Source organism: Janibacter sp. CoH_79_TC_3 (assembly GCF_058197955.1).
The window spans coordinates 48068-67980 of sequence record NZ_JBXWIV010000013.1 but is presented as its reverse complement, the minus strand read 5'-3'; the positions used below and the strand labels follow the sequence as shown (position 1 = coordinate 67980).

The window sequence follows — 19913 nt, the reverse complement described above, 5'->3', positions numbered from 1 at the left end:
CTCCATACTGTGAATTCCTATTATAGGGGGATAATAAAAATAAATCCGCTGAGCGCTGATAGAGCTGGCATGACAGTTTATTGTCGGCCACAAAAAACTGAAATAAGGTATGACAAGGTGGCAAAGCAACTTGCTCCGCTTCAGCGGGATTCCAGCCAGAAACGATTAAGCGTCGTGAATTGGGATTATTCTTTATTTGCTCAATGACTTGGCTGATTTGATCGATACCATCGTTATTGTAGATACCGTTTTCATCTTTGGTCGCGCCATAATTGCGCCATTGATGACCATAAACTGGCCCTAAATCACCAGCAGAACGGTTAAAGCGCGCCGTTTGCTCTGCCGTTGCCCATTCATTCCAAATACGCACGCCATTTTCTTGTAAATAATCGACATGAGTGCTGCCACTTAAAAACCAAAATAGCTCATAGACGATAGATTTAAAATGGACTTTTTTGGTAGTTAGTAAGGGAAATCCATCTGCCAAGTCAAAACGTAGCTGCGCGCCAAAGTGGCTTAGCGTACCGGTGCCAGTACGATCGCCTTTTTCGGTACCATGACTAAGGACGTGTTGTAGCAAGTCTAAATAGGCTTGCTCATTTTTACTGTTGTGGTAATGACTGCTCATAAAATTGCTCTTTTACGCTGTTAAAACGTATCTTTAATATAATTCTTTATATCGCTGTTAATAAAGACATTGATGCTAAGTAAGGGCTAATAAGCTGACTGCTTACCCCAATCATAAATACCGCGCTTATAAGCATAAATCAGCATGATTAAGCCGGCGATAATCATCGGTGCACTTAAGAGCTGCCCTTTGGTCATCCAGCCTAATAAGATAAATCCTTGGTCAGCGTCTGGCTGACGGAAGAACTCGATGATAAAGCGGCTGATACCGTAGCCTAATAAGAACACCGCAGATGCTGCCATACGTGGGCGCGGTTTTGATGAATACCACCATAAAAAGATAAATAGCAGCAGACCTTCGGCAAAGGCTTCGTATAGCTGTGATGGGTGGCGCGGTAGTAAATACTGCCCATTTACCTCAAGCATTAACTCTTGTAGCTCAGGATTGGTTTGCAGTTGTTGCGTATCAAAGGCAGCGGCTTGCGGGAAATATGTCAGCCAGTTGTAGCCACCGTCTGAGACGCGGCCCCATAGCTCACCATTGATATAGTTACCGATGCGACCGAATAATAAGCCAGTCGGCACGCAAGGCACGATAAAATCGAACACTTGAAAAGTGGTCTTCTTATATTTACGCGCAAAGAACCACATACCTAGCATGACGCCGATAAAACCGCCGTGGAAAGACATACCGCCTTCCCAAACTCGTAGCAAATACGCAGGATTCTGCAAAAGCTCACCGAACTGATAAAACAGCACATAGCCGATACGACCGCCTAAAATGACGCCAAGCGCCCCATAAAAGACCAAGTCAGAGACCATATCGGTGGTCCAATTGTCGCGTTTGGTGCTGCGATACCAAGCCAGACCATAAGCGGCGGCAAATGCTAGCAAATACATTAGGCCATACCAGTGCACTTCCACTGGTCCCAAAGATAGCGCTACGGGATCATACTGAGGGTGAATCATCATAAGAGAATCATATTATTGATAATGGAATGTAGCTCATAATAGCAAAATTCATCCCTTGGGAATACTATGATAAATAAATGGATAAATGAATGGTTCATTGAATGAATAGCAAAGCGCCGTAAAAACCGATAAGATGAAAAAAAAGCGCTTCAATTTCTAAGGAACCTTTATGCAGCCATATTTATCGACATTATCCGTGCTAGGTGTAGTAGCTTCAGGCTTAACGCTGTGGGTTCCTATAAATGCCCAGGCCGCGATTAGCAATATTGAGAACATCACTATTTACCAAGGCTTAGCCAGTGTAACGCGTACTTTGCCAATTAGCGGTAGCGGCGAGCAGACACTGGTTTTTTCTTGCTTATCGCCAACCATCGAACCAGATAGTATCAGTGTTCAAGCATTGGGCAATGTCAATGTTGGCGAAGTCAGTATCGAAACGTTGAGCGCTGAGCAAGCGTCGCAGTGTCAATATGGCCAGTATCAAGGCGACGCCAAAGTACAGAACCAAAAAAATAATCTTGCCGATATCAGTGCTGAATTAGAAGCAGCGCGTTTAACCAAAGCTTATTTGCAAAATTTGACCAAGGTCACGCAAATCAATACGACTGCCACCCTTGCCAATAATGCACGCGATTTAGAGACGCAAGCGGCCAGTATTAATAAAAGAATTGTCGAGCTACAACAGCGAGAGGCGCAAGCGAAAGATGCGCTGAATCAGCTTCTGGCGGGCAGTACTACCTCAAAACAGAATAGTGTGACCCAAGTCAGTGTACGTACCGCCAGTCGTACGCCAAGTACCGTTAAACTGCATTATCAGGTGCGCGGTGCCAGTTGGGAGCCGACTTATCAAGCTCGCTTAAATACAGACAGCAAGCAGCTTAATATCACCGCCTCTGCCGTCATCGCCCAACAAACGGGAGAGAACTGGAGTAATGTGCCAGTTATTTTAAGCACCGTTAATCCCAATCAAACGACCACCAGTCAGCTGCCCAGAGTCGAGCGTTTGTCATTGTATGAAGAAGAGCAAGCTAAGTTAAGCCGTTATGCATCGCCTATGATGGAGGCAGCTCCAATAGTCGTTTCTGCGCGAGACAGTTATGGCGGCGGTGCATCGGGAGAAAGTATGCCACCGCTACCGAGCTTTACGGTGAGCAGTCAAAATAAAAATGGTATCACTGAGTATCGCCTGCCGCAGCGTGTCAGTATTCCTAGTGATGGCAGGCGCGTACGCACTATTATCGATGAACAATCTGGCACTAGTAAGCTATGGCTACGCAGCACGCCTAGTGCCGAGACTGCCGCTTATTGGTATGCGTCTGCGCCATTTTTGACACCGGCTTGGGCAGATGGCTCGTTGCAACTGTACCGCGACGATAATTATGTTGGTCAGTCGCGCTATGATTACCAGAGCCTAAAAGAGCAGGGTATTGGTTTTGGTGTTGATCCGAGCCTACTTGTGAAACAGCTGACTGATGAAGATAAAAAAGGTGATAAAGGCGTGTTTAACCGTCAACAAACCAAAACCATCACCCAAGCTTATCAGTTTACCAATCAGCACAATCGTAGCGTGCGCTTGCAAGTGTTAGGTGCAGAGCCTGTGAGTAGTGATGACAGTATTAAGGTAAGCGCAACACATACACCAGTGATTAGCACAAAAGATTGGAATGATAATAAAGGTATGGTCGCGTGGGAGTTTGATTTACCAAGTAAAAAATCTCAGGTAGTGCAGTCGACGTATAAAATCAGTTACCCTGCGGATAAACAGTTAAATACCAATTAATAGTAAATAATAAGTAGCTTTGAATACTAAATCATAGCCACATGCTAAATAAGAAACCCATACTAATCATATAAAAGGAAAATTATGTGTATCGTCGCCATTGCTTGGCAGTTATTTGATGAACTGCCTTTGGTGTTACTGTCCAATCGTGACGAGTTTTTGCAGCGTCCGACAGAGCCACTACATCAGTGGTCAGATAAGCCTGTTTATGCAGGACGCGATAAGCAAAGCGGCGGTACGTGGCTGGGTATTCACCAACAGCAGCAGAAGGGTTTTTATAAACAAAACGGACGTTGGGCGGCGGTATTGAACTTTCGCGATGGCGTACAGGCAGGTAACGATGAACGCTCACGTGGTGAATTGGTCACGGATTTCTTGACCAGTAGTTTAAGCCCGATGGACTTTGCGCGACAAATCAGCTTACAAGATTATGCAGGCTTCAATCTTATTATTGGTGATGCGGCGCAAGCGGTAATTGTTAATAATCGTGGTCATGCGCCGACACCATTATATGCAGGATTGTACGTGCTATCTAATGGTCAACCAGAAGAGGCTTGGTTTAAGACCGAACGTCTGCGTGGTCGATTACGTCAGGAAGTTTTGCCACTAATTAGCGAAAATAGTGATTTTAAATACTGGCAAGACGCAGCTTTTAATGTTCTATCTGATAGCACACCAGCGCCAAGGGATGCGCTGCCAGAGACTGGCGTACCTATTGAAATAGAACAAGCTTTGTCTTCGATCTATATTGCGCCTACTTCTTTAACCAATCTTGAGAAAAGTCTACCTACTTATGGTACCCGTACTCAAAGTATTTTAACGTTGAGTCATAAAAGTAACAATCCTTCGCAGTCTACCGAATCACAAACGACTCATTATGCTCACTTAGACAGTCGAGAATACCAACACAATATGAGCGAATAACTTATGAATATTTCGTCGATCTTTATTTATGCTCAATGATACTTAATATAAGAGATTCTGTGCTCAGTATTTAGCACTATGTGATGGACAATCATTAATTCCATAATTTAATTGTGGATTTTTCTTTAGGTTACTACTATTATATTAATAATATGGATTATTCTGAATATAATCATTGCTAAATCTAATGTGGATTAAGTAAATATTGACAACACAAGGAGTGTGACATGACTATGATGAAATCACTAATATTTATTGAGCCAGGTAAAATTGAGATTGTAGAGAAAAAGATTCCTGATGTAGGACCGAATGATGCGCTCTTAAAAATTACGACAACCACGATTTGTGGTACCGATATCCATATTTTTAAAGGTGAGTATCCTGTTGCCAAAGGACTAACGATTGGTCATGAGCCGGTAGGTATTATCGAAAAATTAGGCTCGGCGGTACAAGGCTATAAGGAAGGACAACGAGTGATCGCTGGTGCCATTTGTCCAAGCTTTAGCTCATACGCCTGTCAAGATGGCTTTCCATCACAAGATGGCGGCTACATTCAGCCAGACGGTAGTTGCGCTTGCCATGGCTATAAAGCAACGGGTGGTTGGCGTTTTGGTAACATCATTGATGGCACACAAGCAGAGTACGTTCTAGTGCCAGATGCACAGGCCAATCTTGCGCCTGTACCAGATGGACTGACTGATGAGCAAGTGCTGATGTGTCCTGACATTATGTCGACAGGTTTCAAGGGTGCAGAAAACGCTAATATTCAGATCGGTGATGTTGTCGCTATCTTTGCACAAGGTCCTATTGGCTTATGTGCTACTGCTGGGGCAAGGCTCAAAGGTGCGTCACTGATTATTGCTGTTGATGGTAACAATCAGCGTCTAGCGATGGCGAAGAAATTAGGAGCGGACATTACACTTAATTTCACAGAAGTTGATGTGGTTGATGAAATCATGAAAATCACTGGTGGGCGTGGCGTCGATAGTAGTATCGAAGCATTAGGTTTGCAAGCTACCTTTAATCAATGCATCAAGATATTAAAACCGGGTGGAACTTTTTCAAGTCTTGGCGTTTATTCTGAGGATTTAGTCATTCCAATAGCGAATTTCGCTGCTGGTCTTGGCGATCATACGATTCGAACAGCTCTATGTCCGGGCGGTAAAGAGCGTATGCGCCGTTTAATGAGTGTTATTGAGTCAGGTCGTGTGGATCTATCAGAGATGGTGACACATACTTATGCGCTAGACGATATTGTAGAAGCATATGATTTATTTATGCATCAGCGTGATGGCGTTTTAAAAATCGCTATCAAACCATAATTTTAGCCATTATAAATACGAAAAGCCTGTATCCAGTGATACAGGCCTTTTCATATTTACTATTAAGAAAGTAAATCTAACTATTTATTCCACCAACAAATGGTTGTTTTGTTCTGGAATAATCAGTTCTTGTTTAAGGGGTAATTCGCGCACCAATTCTTGCAAGGCGCGACGGTATACCCCGCGTTTAAAATGAATCACTTGTCCGAGTGGATACCAGTAGCTGACCCATTGCCAATGGTCAAATTCTGGTTTACCTTCATCAAAGCGGATATGTTGAGTATTCGGCTCATCTAAGCGCAGCAAAAACCATTTCTGTTTTTGCCCAATACACAAAGGATACTGCCCATGACGCACATAGCGTTTCGGCAGGCGGTAGCGCAACCAATCTTGCGTGACCGCCAGTAGATCCACGTGACGTGGATGTAAACCGACCTCTTCCCAGAGCTCGCGATACATCGCATCCATCGGCGTCTCCCCGCGGTCAATGCCGCCTTGAGGGAACTGCCAAGCGTTGTGACCAATACGTTTTGCCCACAGAACCTGCCCTTGTGTATTTGCCAAGATGATGCCGACATTGGCGCGAAAGCCGTCTGCATCTATCATGACTAAACCCTTTTAAAATTTTAAAAATAGCTTATTTCGACAAGGTACAGTGACAATAATCATAGTTATTATAGGGTGATTGTTATCGGTGCCATGACAAAATAAGATTCATTACCGTTATTAAACCAAGAAACAACCCAAATGTGTAACAGTATTTTGCTATAAAATGTTTCACAAGATTAATGCTTTAAAATCAGTGGTTTATAGGCAGACTTTTGTAAGTTATTTTTGCTAGATTTTATACAAATAATAATTTTGAATAATGCTATCAAGATAAATACTTAACAATCAGATTCGGTGTGAAATGGTATTTTATAAAAAATAGACGCTAAAGCGTTCTATAAAAGTTTAACAACAGCAAGGCGTTATAAATCTCGTTTTGGCTTATGCTACACTAGCAAAAGAAGTTATTTTTCTAACAGATATTGTTTTTCAAAAAATAAAAAACCGTCAGCATACAAATTAAAAATCATGTGAATTAAGAAGCATGCGAATTCAAAATCGTACCAATTAAAACAAGGAATATTTAAGATGTCAGAGTCAAAAGCAAGTGTTACATGGCAAGAAAATAAAGCCTTTATGGGTGTGTCGCCATCAGGACATAACGTCCAAATCGATGCCGATAAAGAAAAAGGCGCCAGTCCAATGGAGCTGATTTTATTAGGGCTTGGTGGCTGTGCCAGTTATGATGTAGTGGCAATTTTACAAAAGTCGCGCCAAGAAGTGACTGACGTGCGTTGTGAGTTGACCGCTCAACGCGCCGAAACCGTGCCAGCGGTTTATACTGATATCCATATGCATTTTGTGGTGACGGGACAAGATGTCAAAGAAAGCCAAGTAGAAAAGGCAATAAAACTGTCTGCAGAAAAATACTGCTCAGCCAGTCGGATGCTGGTGCAGGGCGGGGTCAATGTGACTCACGATTTTGAAGTGATTGCCGGATAGGGAAGATTATACTAATGAGTCTATTCTTTGGGTTGATTCCCGATAGCGCAGCAGCAGGTATTTGGGCGATGGTGGTGGCAAGTTTGCTACCACTAGCGATGGCGCTGACGGCAAAAGCGATTGGCGGCTTTAATTTGGCTGATAATGCGCATCCGCGTGATTTTTTACAAGGGACAACGGGAGCTGCCGCGCGGGCTAATGCCGCACAACAAAACAGCTATGAGACTTTGCCCATATTTTTGGCCGCAGTATTGGTTGCAATGCTGTTTTTTGTACCACAATTGATTATTAATACCATCGCTTGGCTTTATGTGCTGATTCGTATTGGTTTTTGCGTGGCTTATATTACTAATTTAGCAACCTTTCGCTCTATTCTTTGGGTGCTGTCGATGGCTTGCTCATTGATGTTATTTTACTTAGCAATTCGGGTCAGTATGTAAACCGATTAGCCGGAGCGTGTTGTTGTAGAGCGCGCTATTAATAAAGCAGTGATTCATTAAGCGATGCTAGCTTGTAGCGCCTTGATAATCACTGCTTTATTTTTTTCTCGTTTAATACTGTCCCATACTATTTTTGCCTCGCTATAGCCTTTGGTCAGCATCGCCAACCACTGCTTATAACGACCGACTAAAACCACATTGCTTTTCGCCGCACCCTCTAAAAATTTAATCTGATGTTCAATCAAGTCTTGCCATAATAATGTTGTTGTATTTTCCAGATCATGATGGTCTTGATAAATTTGACGACTGACATTATCGAGTTGAGCAATCAAATCGGGACGGGTTACCGCGCCGCGCCCAAGCATTAAATGCGTCGTACCTGATTGCGCCATACAGTTTTGCGCCTGCTCACTACTCCAAATCTCACCATTAGCAATTACTGGAATATCTAGGGTATTAAAGTTTTGAATTTTATCCCAATAAGCGGGCGGTTTATAGCCTTGGGTTTTGGTCCGTGCATGAATGGTTAGCCAATCTGCACCGCTCGCAGCAATCGCAGCTTTGATATCATCCATGCGACTGCTATCGGTATAACCCAAGCGAATCTTAGCTGATACGGGAATATGATTGGGCACAGCTTGGCGTACGGAGCTGATAATGTCATACATCACTTCAGGCTCATCAAGCAACACTGAGCCACCGCGATGGCTATTGACCGTTTTGGCAGGACAACCAAAGTTTATATCAATAGCAGGCGCACCAAGCTCACAAGCGTAAGCGGCATTTTCTGCCATCAGCTGTGCTTCACTACCAAGTAGCTGAATATGAATTGGCGTACCAGAGGCCGTCTTAGCATCATGATGCAGTTCTGGCACATATTTATAAAATACATGCGAAGGTAAGACATTCTGAGTCACGCGAATAAATTCACTGACTGACCAATCATAAGGACGCCCCAAGTCTGCCGCAATTTGGGTTAGAATTTGGCGCATTAATGGATCGGTTAAGCCTTCCATAGGCGCGAGCAGACGAACGGGACTGGCAAATAATTGCTGTACGGTGTTTTGGCGTTCTTGCAGTGCTTGAGATAAAGAGGAAGTGTTAGACGGCTGGATGTTATTCATGGCTAATTATTCATTACATAAAGTGGAATAGTCGGGTATTGAGAAGATGATGAAAGGTTATTAAGTATTACCAAAAACGACCTTTTTACCGGTCTGCAATCCTGATATCAAATCTTTGATATTGTGAATGTCCAAATTACTTTGCGCACGCGTACAAGCCACATAGAGGAGACGCAGCTCTTCTGGACTGATTTTGACCGCATTGGTCGTCACATCATAATAAAAATCATCATCGAGCTGTACTTTGCCCCATTCAAGCCCTTTGGCTTTATGTGCGGTTGAGATGACATAATCGGCATTTTCAATACTGGATAAACTATTCACCGCTTGGCTGAGTACATTAGTACCATGATCATCGACCAATTTTACTAAGGTTTTTAGATCGCTGCCTTCATTGGTTTCAGAATATTCTTGTACATCACCCCAATTATAAAAATAGGCTAATTCGGGCACACCATATGCCGATTTGCCATTTTTTAAGTTTTCAGCTGCCTGACAGAATTTAAGCATACGATCAGTATCTGCTTGCAGAGCAACTCTATGACCGAGCTTTAAGCCCGTTAATAGTTGCGACATTGCAGCAGCATTGGTACGGCAGAGAATGGCGTCTTTTTTACTATGAACCATACCTTTTTCGGTAGAAGATTGCTTATTAGGATTGCCTTTTAAGGGAATATCTTCTTGCAGTGCTTTGAGCAAAGTATTGGCAATCTCAGCAATCGGTTCGCCAAAACGAAATGACTGAGTTAATAAAGTCTGCGGCAATGGCAGTTTTTTCATCGCATTAACCGCCCCGCGCCACTCATAGATCTGCTGATGGGCATCGCCAACGTAAATGACTTGCCGCGGCTGCTGGGTCAAAATACCCATCATCAAGGGATCAGCATCTTGCGCTTCATCAAATAAAATAAAGTCTGCTGGAATACTAGGCTTCGATAGTGCCCACAATTTAAGATAAATATCATGCCCGATACCAGCAGGATGGCGCGCATCAATCGACTGTAACCAGCGCTGCTCAACTGCAGGGTAAAGCATTTCACGCAGCTGCTCGGCATCAGAGTCATCGAGCCAGCTTGGAAATTCAATATGCCTTGGCGCAGGATAACTGGCGTGCGTACTACAAAAATTGCTCACCGCATCACTCACGAAGCGCGACAAGCGTGCTGGCGTAAGGGTGATATATTTATTGACCCCATCCATTTGCCGACGGACTTGTACCGGTTGTAAGCCCAAATCATCACCCAAACGCTTGGGTGAAAAACGCGGCAACGACAGTTTGGCGGTGATATCACGCGGTACGTGACGATAAGCGAGTGAGTGAAACGTCCGACAATCGACGTGACCGGGGAATTTCTGCCGCGCATCATTGGCAATTGCTTTGTTAAAGGCTAAATATAAACCGCGGCCACGCAAACGCTCACCGATTAATTTCAGCGTCGTCGTTTTCCCTGCGCCTGCATAAGCGACCACTTTAAATGACTTGTGATCCATCGCCATATTTAGCGCGTTCAGCTGCTCATCAGTGGGATCGCTCATATAAGCTGGCATAGATGCGGACATAATAAAGCTACCTAAAAAACTAGAGTGGGGGCAAAAATCACGGGGGTAAAAAAAGCCACTGCATAGACAATGGCTGACTAATTATAATGACGTTAATTGCAAAATATGTGCAATTAAATATGACAATAATAAAAATTCTAATAGAAAATAACGGTGGAAATAAGAAGGTTATATTAACAGATTAGCGTGTTGGCTGTTTTTGCAATAAGTGCCTGATAAGTAGAGTTATTCTTTCTTTAATCCTATATCGTTTGCCAAATCAAGGCTGCGCTCTTCTTTAATCAAAATTTTCGCTAAAAATAATCCCAGCTCAAACAACAACCACATCGGAATGGCGAGCATCAACATCGACACGCCATCAGGTGGTGTAACGATTGCAGCGACGGCAAAACAGCCAACGATAATATAACGGCGTTTGTCTTCTAAGCTCTGAATGGAGACGACACCCGCCAATATCAATAGTAAAGTGACAACCGGAATCTCAAATGTCAGCCCAAATACCATAAAGAGCTTGAGGGAAAAACTTAAATAACTGTCGATATCTGTCATTGGTAAGACATTCTGCGGCGCAAACATGATAAAGAACTTTAAAACGCCTTTCAGTACAATAAAATAAGAGAAAGCCACGCCTGCATAAAATAAAAATATGGAAGACATCAGTACGGGAATAGCGACTTTCTTCTCTTTTTTATATAACCCAGGTGCCACAAACGACCAAATTTGATACAAGATATACGGCATGGCAAAAAAGGCCGCGACAAATATCGTTAAGCGTATCGGTGCCATAAAGTTAGAAGTGATATCAGTCGCAATCATCGTCGAATTGGTGGGCAACTGAGCAACTAATGGGTCAGATAAAAAATCATAGAGCTCGCGTGAAAATCCGACCAAGGCTAAAAATATCACCAATACCGCGACGCATATCTTAATCAGATGCCGACGCAACTCAATCAAATGCTCGGTAATCGGCATATCGCCCAGTGAGCTTAAGATGTCATCAGAGTCCTCATTATCAAGCGCCTCTGGTGCAGCCTTGCTCTCTGTATCCATTACTTTTTCTTGACGGCTTTTTTTACGTTTAAATAAACCCACTACTCAATCTCCTGCTTATTAACAGAAGCCTGTTTATGTAAAGGATTCTCTAAACGGTTGATAGCGCTGTTTAATAAAATGTCGGCTTTATAATTGGGTAAATAGGGCGGTTGCGGCAAACGTCGCGCTTTATCGTAAGCGCCAAGACGGAACCACATATTTTCCCAAGGTCTAGTTGTGATGGTTTGAATCACTTGATTGGCATTGTCACTACAGTTAGTTTTTAGACTATCGTCATTATCTTGAGCCGCTGACTCTGCTTGCTCAGACTCTTCTGACTTTTTATCTGACGGATAACTGTCATAGGTATAGTCAAACTCTTTTGGTGTTGCTAATGAATTATCGCGTTTTTCATTGTCACCGTTATCGTTTTCGGCATCTACTTCAGCATCCTTCACGTGACGCGCTGCTTTTAGATGCTGGTTTTGTGAGGATTCAAACTGTTGCATACTGCCGCGCATCTCTGCCATTTCACGTCGCATTTCCGCTTCAGTTCGGCGGATTTTGGCAAGCTCTTTTTGCATCAGTTGGCGAGTTTCAGCCAAATCAAGTTCCGCTTCGATTTCAGACTGCAAGGTAGAAACTGTGCGACGAATTTTGGCATACCATTGCCCAGCAGTGCGTGCCGCTTGGGGCAGCTTTTCTGGCCCCAAGACGATTAAGGCAATGACGCCAAAAAGCAATAATTCAGAAAACCCAATATCAAACATAAGCGTTAAATATCACTATCTAGATGCGACCAAGGTTATACCCAGAACTATACATTGTGCTTATCGTCAATAGGAGCAGGACTGATATCAGCGTCAGTCGCTTTATTGGCTGCCGGACGATCGGTTGTATGTGCATTACCATCATGATCGAGCACCACCTGCTTTTTAGCATGTTCGGTATTTTCGTCTTTGACGGCTTCTTTAAAACCTTTGACCGCGCCGCCCAAATCTTTACCGGCATTTCTTAGTTTGGAGGTGCCAAATACAACAACCACCACGACCAATAAAATCAGCCAATGCGTAATGGAAAAACTGCCCATAATGCTATCCTTATGTCTTGGTTTTCAGTCTTTATATGAATACGTTGAGTGTATAGAATATTGCTATCGTAAACAAAAGATATCGACATCTCATACGAAGTAACACGTCACTATATTATAACCTGCACTTGTGACAAAAAGGTGAAAGCAACAATAATCAAACAGGGCAGTGGTTTCGCTTGTTATTACTGTTAATACCCTCTTAAATGACAAAACATACTCATATTATAAATGTTATTGACCTTACAAAAGCTAGCGAGCGGCTTTTTCATCAATACCTGAGAGACCAAAGCGTCGACCTAGCTCATTTAATACCGCATCTGACTCTATATCGAACCAAGCCAAACCTACTAAGGTATGAAACCACACATCAGCGACTTCATAGATAAGCTCATAACGTGCTTCGTCATATTGGGTTTTATCAGTGCTTTCATCGCAATTAGCAAAGTCTTTGGCAGCGATAATGCTTTCTGTACTTTCTTCGCCCACTTTTTCTAAAATTTTATTGAGACCTTTGGCGTATAAGCTGGCTACGTATGAGCTGTCAGCATCTGCATGTTTACGTTCTGCCAATACACCATCGAGCTGTTGCAAAATAGAGTTAGTGGTGAGGCTACGGTTATTCTGATTGGTATCCGAATGAACTCTATTTTGAGATGGTACATTATTAATTTGAGGAGTAGCTTGTGCTGTAGCATTTGAATGATAAATTTCTGTTGGATCTTTCAATACTTTGTCGACCGTTTGCCACTCAGGGGTTTGCCCTGATAAATCCAAACGCTGATAAAAACAAGACTCACGACCAGTATGACAAGCGATACCACCTGCTTGAGTCACACTCAGCACAATCACATCGGCGTCACAATCTAGACGAATATCATGTACACGCTGCGTATGCCCAGAGGACTCGCCCTTGTGCCATAACTTGGCACGCGAACGTGAAAAGTATACTGCGGTCTGCGTTTGCGCAGTCAATTGTAGGGATTCGGCGTTCATCCACGCCATCATCAAAATACGTCCTGACACATGATCTTGCGCAATTGCAGGAATCAAACCATCAGCATTAAAATTCACGGCAGTCAGCCAAGCAGGTAAAGTCATCATCTATCGTCTTATAAGTAGAAAGTAGTCAGTAATAAAAAGCCGCTAAGTATTCGCTAAATAAAGGTCATTCAGCCTATCTATCATTTATGTGAGCGCTTTATCAGTGCGCAATCTCTACTTAAACACAGCTTAAGCTGACATTCAATATGTTAAATCAGTCATTAAAGCACAATTATACCTGAGCGGAGTTTTGATAAACCAATAATTGTAAATAATACCCAACTATTCACTTAGCTAACCTTAGTTTCTATTAACTGTCTATTGATAGTTTTTTGTAGCTCAGTTTTTACTTTTAAGCTTGTACTTTAAGCGGCTAACAATCAAGGTTTGGAAGATAAAAATAAGTGGTAGGGTGTTTGTTATTAGAAAGAACAACATACGATAAAGGCGGCCAAAACTTTCCTTGGCAAAACTGCGCATGATCTGTTAAAATAGCGCCTCCCACCTCGAGGCAAATAGAGGTTTAGTGCTTTTTTTCACAGCCACTATTCAGTTTTCACTATTTGACGACCAGGTTCTATCAAAGACAAAGAGGCAAATCATCATGAAAGTTAAGATGAAAACCAGAAGCGGTGCAGCTAAACGCTTCAAAAAAACAGCGAACGGCTTTAAGCGTAAGCAAGCATTCAAAAGCCATATCTTGACCAAGAAATCAGCTAAGCGTATTCGCCAGTTGCGCGGTCTGAAGATGGTGGACAAGTCTGACGAAGCAGCAGTTCGTCGTATGTGCCCATACATCTAATAGGCTATCGTCATTTATCTTTAATTAAGCGCTGTTTAATTAATAGCTACTGAATTAAAAATACCTGACTTTGCAATCTGATAACGATGTCTGTTATTCAACTATTTAATGACATCGTGACTCGCTTAACAGTAATTAAAGAAATCTTGGAGTAATTTATGGCCCGTGTAAAACGTGGTGTACAGGCGAATCGTCGTCACAAAAAAATCCTAAAACGCGCAAAAGGCTACTACGGTGCCCGTTCACGTGTTTACCGCGTAGCGGTACAAGCAGTGACCAAAGCTGGTCAGTATGCTTATCGTGACCGTCGCAACAAAAAACGTACTTTCCGTCGTCTTTGGATTGCACGTATCAATGCTGGTGCACGCTTAAACGGCTTAAGCTATAGCCGCTTTATCAATGGCATGAAAAAAGCTAACATTGCAATCGATCGTCGCGTACTTGCTGACATCGCTATGCATGATGCAGCAACTTTCACCGCATTGGTTGAAAAAGCTAAAGCGGAATTGGCCTAAATATTAACCGTCCTTTAGGTATTCAGCTTTTTTGATTACTTAAATGGGTAGGACTAATATTGATTAATAGTACGATATTAATAAAAGCTACCGCTGGTCGGTGGCTTTTTTTATATTAAATTATTTTACTGCCAGTTTTATCATCGCTAAGATGCAACATGCTTTTTATAAAGTTGCACTTTTCATTGTTTAAAATCATCATTAAAAGTCATTGTCTAAATATTCAAGCCATTTATATAACTTGCCCTTATATTAAAATGATTGGCTAAATGGTTTGCAATATTTGGTCAAATCCCTACAATTACCTATCACTATAATTAATAGTCCGTTTAAATCAGGAAGAATGCGTCTTATGACTACCCCTGCTGCTACCACCGATTTGTCGGCGCTACCGACCTTGTCCTCAGAGCTAAGCGAGCTTAATGAAGCGCAGCTAAATGAGTTGGCCAGCGCCGCTGAAGCGTTGGTTTTACAAGTAACCGATGTGCGTGCGTTGCAAGATTTGCGTGTACAATTAACGGGTAAAAAGAGCCCCTTAACTGGCTGGTCGAAGCAGATGGGCAAACTGAGTAGCGACGATAAAAAAACCTACGGCGGCTGGTTACACCAAGTGCGTAGCCGTATTCAAGATGCGTTAACAGCGCAGCAGCAGCAGCTAGAAGTCGCAGCATTAAACGCTAAACTTGCGAGCGAGAGTATTGATATCACTTTACCAGCTCGTGGTGGTCAAAAAGGTCATTTGCATCCAGTTACGATGATTACCCAGCGTATGCAGCAGTATTTTATACAAGCAGGTTTTAATGTCGCTACTGGCCCTGAAGTTGAGAGCGACTATTATAATTTTGAAGCGCTCAATATTCCGTCGCATCACCCAGCACGTGCGATGCATGACACCTTCTATTTTGATGCGCACTATCTACTACGTACGCACACCAGCCCAGTACAGATTCGTACCATGGAAAAGAACGAACCACCGATTCGCATTATTTGCCCCGGTCGCGTCTATCGCAACGACTCGGACCAAACCCACTCACCGATGTTCCATCAGCTAGAAGGTTTGATGGTTACCGAGTCGAGTACCTTTGCTGAGCTAAAAGGCTTGATTAGTGAGTTTTTAGAAGCATTTTTTGCCAAAGAGCTGACCGTGCGTTTCCGTCCTTCATTCTTCCCATTTACTGAGCCTTCTGCTGAAGTCGATATCCTCGATGATAATGGTAAATGGCTTGAGGTCATGGGCTGCGGTATGGTACATCCACAGGTGCTGACCAATTGCGGTATTGATAGCGATAAATACACTGGCTTTGCTTTTGGGATGGGTATTGAGCGCTTTGCGATGTTGTACTACGGTATCGATGATTTGCGCCTGTTCTTCCAAAACGACGTACGCTTCTTAAAGCAGTTTGGCTAGAGTGTTCTTTGTTTATATAAAAAGTGCTCCTTGTTAATATAACAAGTTAATTTGCCAAGCTTTAATCCAAAATCTTTATTATAAAATTCTGATCCGAGATATTTATGAAAATTAGCGAACAGTGGCTACGTCAATGGGTAAATCCCAACAATAGCAGTGAGCAATTGGCCGAACAACTCACCATGGCAGGGCTAGAGATTGATGATCGCTTTGCAGTCGCCCGTGCTTTTAGTGGTGTGGTCGTCGGTGAAGTCATCAGCGTCGAGCAGCATCCAGATGCTGATAAACTGCGTGTCACACAGGTCAATATTGGTGCATCTGAACCGTTACAAATCGTTTGCGGTGCACCCAATGTAACTGTTGGTATGAAAGCGCCAGTTGCAACCGTTGGTGCCGTTTTACCTTCTGATAATGGTGCAGGTTTTGAAATTAAAAACGGCAACCTACGCGGTGTCGACTCTAACGGTATGCTCTGCGGTGCGTCTGAAATTGATTTAACCGATAGTATCGATGGTCTGCTTGAATTGCCAGCTGATGCACCGATTGGTATGGATATCCGTGAATATTTGGGTTTAGACAATCAAATCTTAGATATCTCTATCACCCCAAACCGTGGTGATTGCTTTAGTGTACGCGGTATTGCGCGCGAGATATCAGTGATTAACGATTTACCAATGCAGTCGCCTGAGATTCCAACTAATGTAGCGGTGACGGATAACGGCGCAACTCTTGCCGTCACCGTTAGTGCAGTTGAGGCGTGCCCACGTTATTTATTACAGTCGATTAGCAATATTGATCGTAGCATCGATACCCCAAAGTGGATGCAAGATGCATTAGTGCAGTCGGGATTACGTTCGCACAATTTCTTGGTCGATGTGACCAACTATGTGTTGATGGAGTTGGGTCAACCGCTACATGCGTTTGATGCTGATACCATTGTTGGTGATATCGTTGTGCGTTTGGCAGAGCCTAGCGAGACCATTACCTTATTAAATGAGCAAACTATTATTCTAACCGGTGATGAATTGGTCATTGCTGATGATAAAGGCGCGCTTGCACTTGCTGGTATTATGGGTGGCCAGCGTAGCAGTGTCACTGATAGCACCACCAATATCGTCTTAGAAAGCGCTTTCTTTAATCCATTGGCAATCGCTGCACGCGCACGTCGTTTTGGTCTGCATACGGATGCCTCACAACGTTTCGAGCGTGGGGTAGACTTTGAGTTGCCAGAGCTAGCATTAGCGCGTGCTGTTGATTTAATTACCAGCGTCACAGGTAGCCAAGCGGGGCAAATAGTAAAAGCAGAAAGTAATGAAAACCTGCCAGCACGTGCGCCCATTACATTGCCAATCACTAAAGTTCGTGATGTCATCGGTATCGAGATTGAGCCAGCAGTGATGGTGCGTATTTTGACTCAATTAGGATTTGAGGTCGAGCAGCAAGCAGATAGCCTAATTTGTACGCCGCCATCGTATCGCTTTGATATGAGTATCAAAGAAGATTTGATTGAAGAGATTGCCCGTATCTATGGCTATGATAATATTCCAAGCGTCTTGCCGCATTTGCAAGTCAGCATGGATTATGATGATACGGCAGACTTAACGCATCAAATGAAGCTGGCATTGGTCGATAATGGCTATATGGAGGCGATCAGCTTTAGCTTTAGTGATGCCAAAATAGAAGCCTTGCTCGATGACAAAGCGCTCGGAGAAGTGTTAGCACTGGCCAATCCTATCTCTAGTGATTTAGCAGTAATGCGCCGTACTTTGCTGTCAAGCTTATTGCCTTGTGTGCAATATAACCTCAATCGCCAGCAGCCACGGGTACGCTTCTTCGAAACGGGTCTTAGCTTTGTTGGTCAAAGCATTAGCGAATTGGTGCAAACACCAAGTATTGCTTTGGTCGCAGTCGGCGATGTCTGGGACGAGCAAGCGTATCAAAACCGCGCCTTCGATTTTTACGATCTTAAGCATGATATTGAGCAATTATTACCCGCGCAAGTAGATAGTGCGCGTATCCGTTATGAGCGTAGCGCGCTTGCCTTCTTACATCCTGGTCAAAGCGCCAAGCTTTATATCGATGACCAGTATGTTGGTTGGTTGGGTCAACTGCATCCTAATACGGCCAAGCAGTTAGATTTGCCGGCTACTTGGGTGGCTCAATTATCACTTGCGCCGCTACTGACTCTTGTACGTGAGCAGCATGCCATCACTACCCCAAGCAAATTCCCGCAAGTACGTCGTGATATTGCCATCTTAGTCGATAGCGATACTAGCTTACAGACTTTGCAGTCGACGATACGCGCGGTAGCTGGTGAACTATTGACAGATTTATGGCTATTTGATGTTTATCAAGGTGATAAAGTGCCAACCGGTCAGCGTTCATTGGCTTTTGCTTTGATATGGCAGGACAGAACGCAGACACTATCTGATGAAGCGGTGAAAGCAGCAACCGATAAGGTAGTGCAAGCCCTAACCGAACAACACGCTGCCCAGTTGCGTGACAGCTAATATCTACTCATAAAAATATAAGATTCTCCATAGCCTCCTGATAAGTGAGGCTATGGCGCTTTGCTATTGGTAAAAACACATAACTAATAGAGATTTTTATACATAAATTACGTTAAGTGGTTATTAATAAAGGATTTTATTAAAATGACGGCAAAAAACCTTTATAATAGCTAACATTAATCTTCATACCGCTAAACCATGATATTCGACATCACGACATAGCATAGGAGTCGTACTGTGAGCACCTTAACCAAATCTGACATGATTGAGCATTTGATGAGTCATCTGAATCTGACACGTCAAGAAGGCCGCTGTTTGGTGGAGAACTTTTTTGATGAGTTGTCAGAGAGTTTGATTGATGGCAAAGAGGTCAAGCTTTCAGGCTTTGGCAACTTCGAGCTTAAAGATAAAAACAGCCGTCCCGGTCGTAACCCAAAGACAGGTGAGCCTGTTGCCGTATCGGCACGCCGCGTCGTCACCTTTAAAACCGGTCAAAAATTTCGTCAGCAGGTGGATGAGCGCTTATTTGATGAGTAAGCTTTGCTAATAGGTTATTTCTGTTGAGCCAATAGCGATGATTAAAGTCATCTTATTGGCTTTTTAGATTTATAAAGCCAATGAATTAACAGATAGGGTAATGAATACTATCCGGCTATTTTAGCGCCATAGCTCAACGTATTTTTACCTATTCCCTTTTTCGCCTAAACTTTTAAAAGCTGATAGAATCCTAAATAACAGACATAAAAAAAGAGAGCCTAAGCTCTCTTTTTTCACTGCAGTATTTTTATTATGAAAAATAAAAATTACTGAGCTGGTTCTTCAACTACAACTTCGTCAGCTGCGTCAACTGCTGGAGTTTCGCTAGCTACGTCAACGCTAGTAGTAGTACCGTCTACAGGTACTTCAGCATCAATTTCGTTAGTAGCAGTATTAGCTTGTGCATCAGCGATGTCAGCTTCAGCAGCGTCTACAGCTTCAACAGCATCAGCAGGAACAGCTTCGCCTTCAACAGCAGCTTGGTCTAGATTTTCTTGCGCGTCAGTTACTTCTTCTTTCGCGTCAGATAAATCTTCAGCAGCGTTTTCTTTGTTGCTATCACAGGCAGTAAGGCCCATAGTTGCAGTCATGATACCAGCTAGAGCAAGTAATTTTAAGTTCATAAGGTTTTCTCCGGGAAAATGAAATGATCAGTAGCAGCAAAAAAGGTTGAAT

The 19913-nt window shown here is 43.0% G+C and carries 19 protein-coding genes and 1 pseudogene; 10 read left to right on the top strand and 10 right to left on the bottom strand.

Translation table 11 applies throughout. From position 1 onward, the window contains the following. Positions 1 to 19 precede the first annotated feature (19 nt). Together thyA and lgt are read right to left on the bottom strand one after the other, a co-directional pair. Positions 20 to 628 (bottom strand): annotated as a pseudogene (gene thyA, locus AC2FA3_RS11100) (thymidylate synthase); the annotation flags it as partial. Between the two features lie 86 nt (positions 629 to 714). Next, entirely contained in the window at positions 715 to 1599 is an 885-nt protein-coding gene (gene lgt / locus AC2FA3_RS11095; protein ID WP_490509614.1) for a prolipoprotein diacylglyceryl transferase, read from the bottom strand. Between the two features lie 169 nt (positions 1600 to 1768). On the opposite strand from lgt, the gene AC2FA3_RS11090 reads away from it, so the two are divergent. The 3 genes from AC2FA3_RS11090 (at position 1769) to AC2FA3_RS11080 (ending at position 5625) form a co-directional block, all read left to right on the top strand. After that, positions 1769 to 3379, top strand: a complete 1611-nt coding sequence (locus tag AC2FA3_RS11090; RefSeq protein ID WP_490509613.1) for a DUF4139 domain-containing protein — start codon at positions 1769 to 1771, stop codon at positions 3377 to 3379. 84 nt (positions 3380 to 3463) lie between these two features. Beyond that, positions 3464 to 4303, top strand: coding sequence for an NRDE family protein (locus tag AC2FA3_RS11085; RefSeq protein WP_490509612.1), 840 nt, complete (start codon positions 3464 to 3466; stop codon positions 4301 to 4303). 227 nt (positions 4304 to 4530) lie between these two features. Continuing rightward, positions 4531 to 5625, top strand: coding sequence for an NAD(P)-dependent alcohol dehydrogenase (locus AC2FA3_RS11080; RefSeq protein ID WP_490509611.1), 1095 nt, complete (start codon positions 4531 to 4533; stop codon positions 5623 to 5625). Between the two features lie 84 nt (positions 5626 to 5709). Here the strand turns inward: AC2FA3_RS11080 and AC2FA3_RS11075 are convergent, their stop codons facing one another. Then, a complete protein-coding gene (locus AC2FA3_RS11075; protein WP_068403735.1) occupies positions 5710 to 6231 on the bottom strand; it encodes an RNA pyrophosphohydrolase in 522 nt (173 codons plus the stop codon). A gap of 531 nt (positions 6232 to 6762) precedes the next feature. Here AC2FA3_RS11075 and AC2FA3_RS11070 point away from each other — a divergent pair. Together AC2FA3_RS11070 and AC2FA3_RS11065 are read left to right on the top strand one after the other, a co-directional pair. Beyond that, positions 6763 to 7176, top strand: a complete 414-nt coding sequence (locus tag AC2FA3_RS11070; RefSeq protein WP_055125345.1) for an OsmC family protein — start codon at positions 6763 to 6765, stop codon at positions 7174 to 7176. A 14-nt stretch (positions 7177 to 7190) separates the two neighbouring features. Further along, positions 7191 to 7616 carry an MAPEG family protein gene (locus AC2FA3_RS11065; protein ID WP_490509609.1) on the top strand — a complete coding sequence of 142 codons (426 nt, stop codon included), beginning with the start codon at positions 7191 to 7193 and terminating at the stop codon, positions 7614 to 7616. Between the two features lie 56 nt (positions 7617 to 7672). Here AC2FA3_RS11065 and AC2FA3_RS11060 read toward each other — a convergent pair whose 3' ends face one another. From AC2FA3_RS11060 to hisIE, 6 genes are all read right to left on the bottom strand, one after another. Beyond that, positions 7673 to 8740, bottom strand: coding sequence for a tRNA dihydrouridine synthase (locus tag AC2FA3_RS11060; RefSeq protein WP_490509608.1), 1068 nt, complete (start codon positions 8738 to 8740; stop codon positions 7673 to 7675). Positions 8741 to 8800: 60 nt separating this feature from the next. Continuing rightward, entirely contained in the window at positions 8801 to 10300 is a 1500-nt protein-coding gene (locus AC2FA3_RS11055; protein ID WP_490509607.1) for a UvrD-helicase domain-containing protein, read from the bottom strand. Between the two features lie 225 nt (positions 10301 to 10525). Then, positions 10526 to 11392, bottom strand: coding sequence for a twin-arginine translocase subunit TatC (gene tatC / locus AC2FA3_RS11050; protein ID WP_490509606.1), 867 nt, complete (start codon positions 11390 to 11392; stop codon positions 10526 to 10528). Continuing rightward, a complete protein-coding gene (gene tatB, locus AC2FA3_RS11045) occupies positions 11392 to 12102 on the bottom strand; it encodes a Sec-independent protein translocase protein TatB (RefSeq protein ID WP_490509604.1) in 711 nt (236 codons plus the stop codon). Before tatB ends, tatC begins: the two co-directional genes overlap by 1 nt. Positions 12103 to 12149: 47 nt before the next feature. Continuing rightward, entirely contained in the window at positions 12150 to 12422 is a 273-nt protein-coding gene (gene tatA, locus AC2FA3_RS11040; protein WP_149490834.1) for a Sec-independent protein translocase subunit TatA, read from the bottom strand. 252 nt (positions 12423 to 12674) lie between these two features. Next, positions 12675 to 13526, bottom strand: coding sequence for a bifunctional phosphoribosyl-AMP cyclohydrolase/phosphoribosyl-ATP diphosphatase HisIE (gene hisIE / locus AC2FA3_RS11035; RefSeq protein ID WP_490509603.1), 852 nt, complete (start codon positions 13524 to 13526; stop codon positions 12675 to 12677). Between the two features lie 556 nt (positions 13527 to 14082). Between hisIE and rpmI the strand changes: the two genes are divergently transcribed. The 5 genes from rpmI (at position 14083) to AC2FA3_RS11010 (ending at position 19238) form a co-directional block, all read left to right on the top strand. Continuing rightward, positions 14083 to 14268: a 50S ribosomal protein L35 gene (gene rpmI, locus AC2FA3_RS11030; protein ID WP_490509602.1), complete on the top strand. Its 186-nt coding sequence runs from the start codon at positions 14083 to 14085 to the stop codon at positions 14266 to 14268. Positions 14269 to 14426: 158 nt separating this feature from the next. After that, complete coding sequence (gene rplT, locus AC2FA3_RS11025) at positions 14427 to 14783, top strand: 50S ribosomal protein L20 (protein ID WP_011281252.1); 357 nt, start codon at positions 14427 to 14429, stop codon at positions 14781 to 14783. A gap of 352 nt (positions 14784 to 15135) precedes the next feature. Beyond that, positions 15136 to 16191, top strand: coding sequence for a phenylalanine--tRNA ligase subunit alpha (gene pheS, locus AC2FA3_RS11020; RefSeq protein WP_490509601.1), 1056 nt, complete (start codon positions 15136 to 15138; stop codon positions 16189 to 16191). Between the two features lie 104 nt (positions 16192 to 16295). Next, positions 16296 to 18701: a phenylalanine--tRNA ligase subunit beta gene (gene pheT / locus AC2FA3_RS11015; RefSeq protein WP_490509600.1), complete on the top strand. Its 2406-nt coding sequence runs from the start codon at positions 16296 to 16298 to the stop codon at positions 18699 to 18701. A gap of 237 nt (positions 18702 to 18938) precedes the next feature. Beyond that, positions 18939 to 19238, top strand: coding sequence for an integration host factor subunit alpha (locus AC2FA3_RS11010; protein ID WP_079692789.1), 300 nt, complete (start codon positions 18939 to 18941; stop codon positions 19236 to 19238). Between the two features lie 266 nt (positions 19239 to 19504). On the opposite strand, the gene AC2FA3_RS11005 is transcribed toward AC2FA3_RS11010, so the two are convergent. Then, entirely contained in the window at positions 19505 to 19861 is a 357-nt protein-coding gene (locus AC2FA3_RS11005) for a hypothetical protein (protein WP_490509599.1), read from the bottom strand. Between the last annotated feature and the right edge of the window lie 52 nt (positions 19862 to 19913).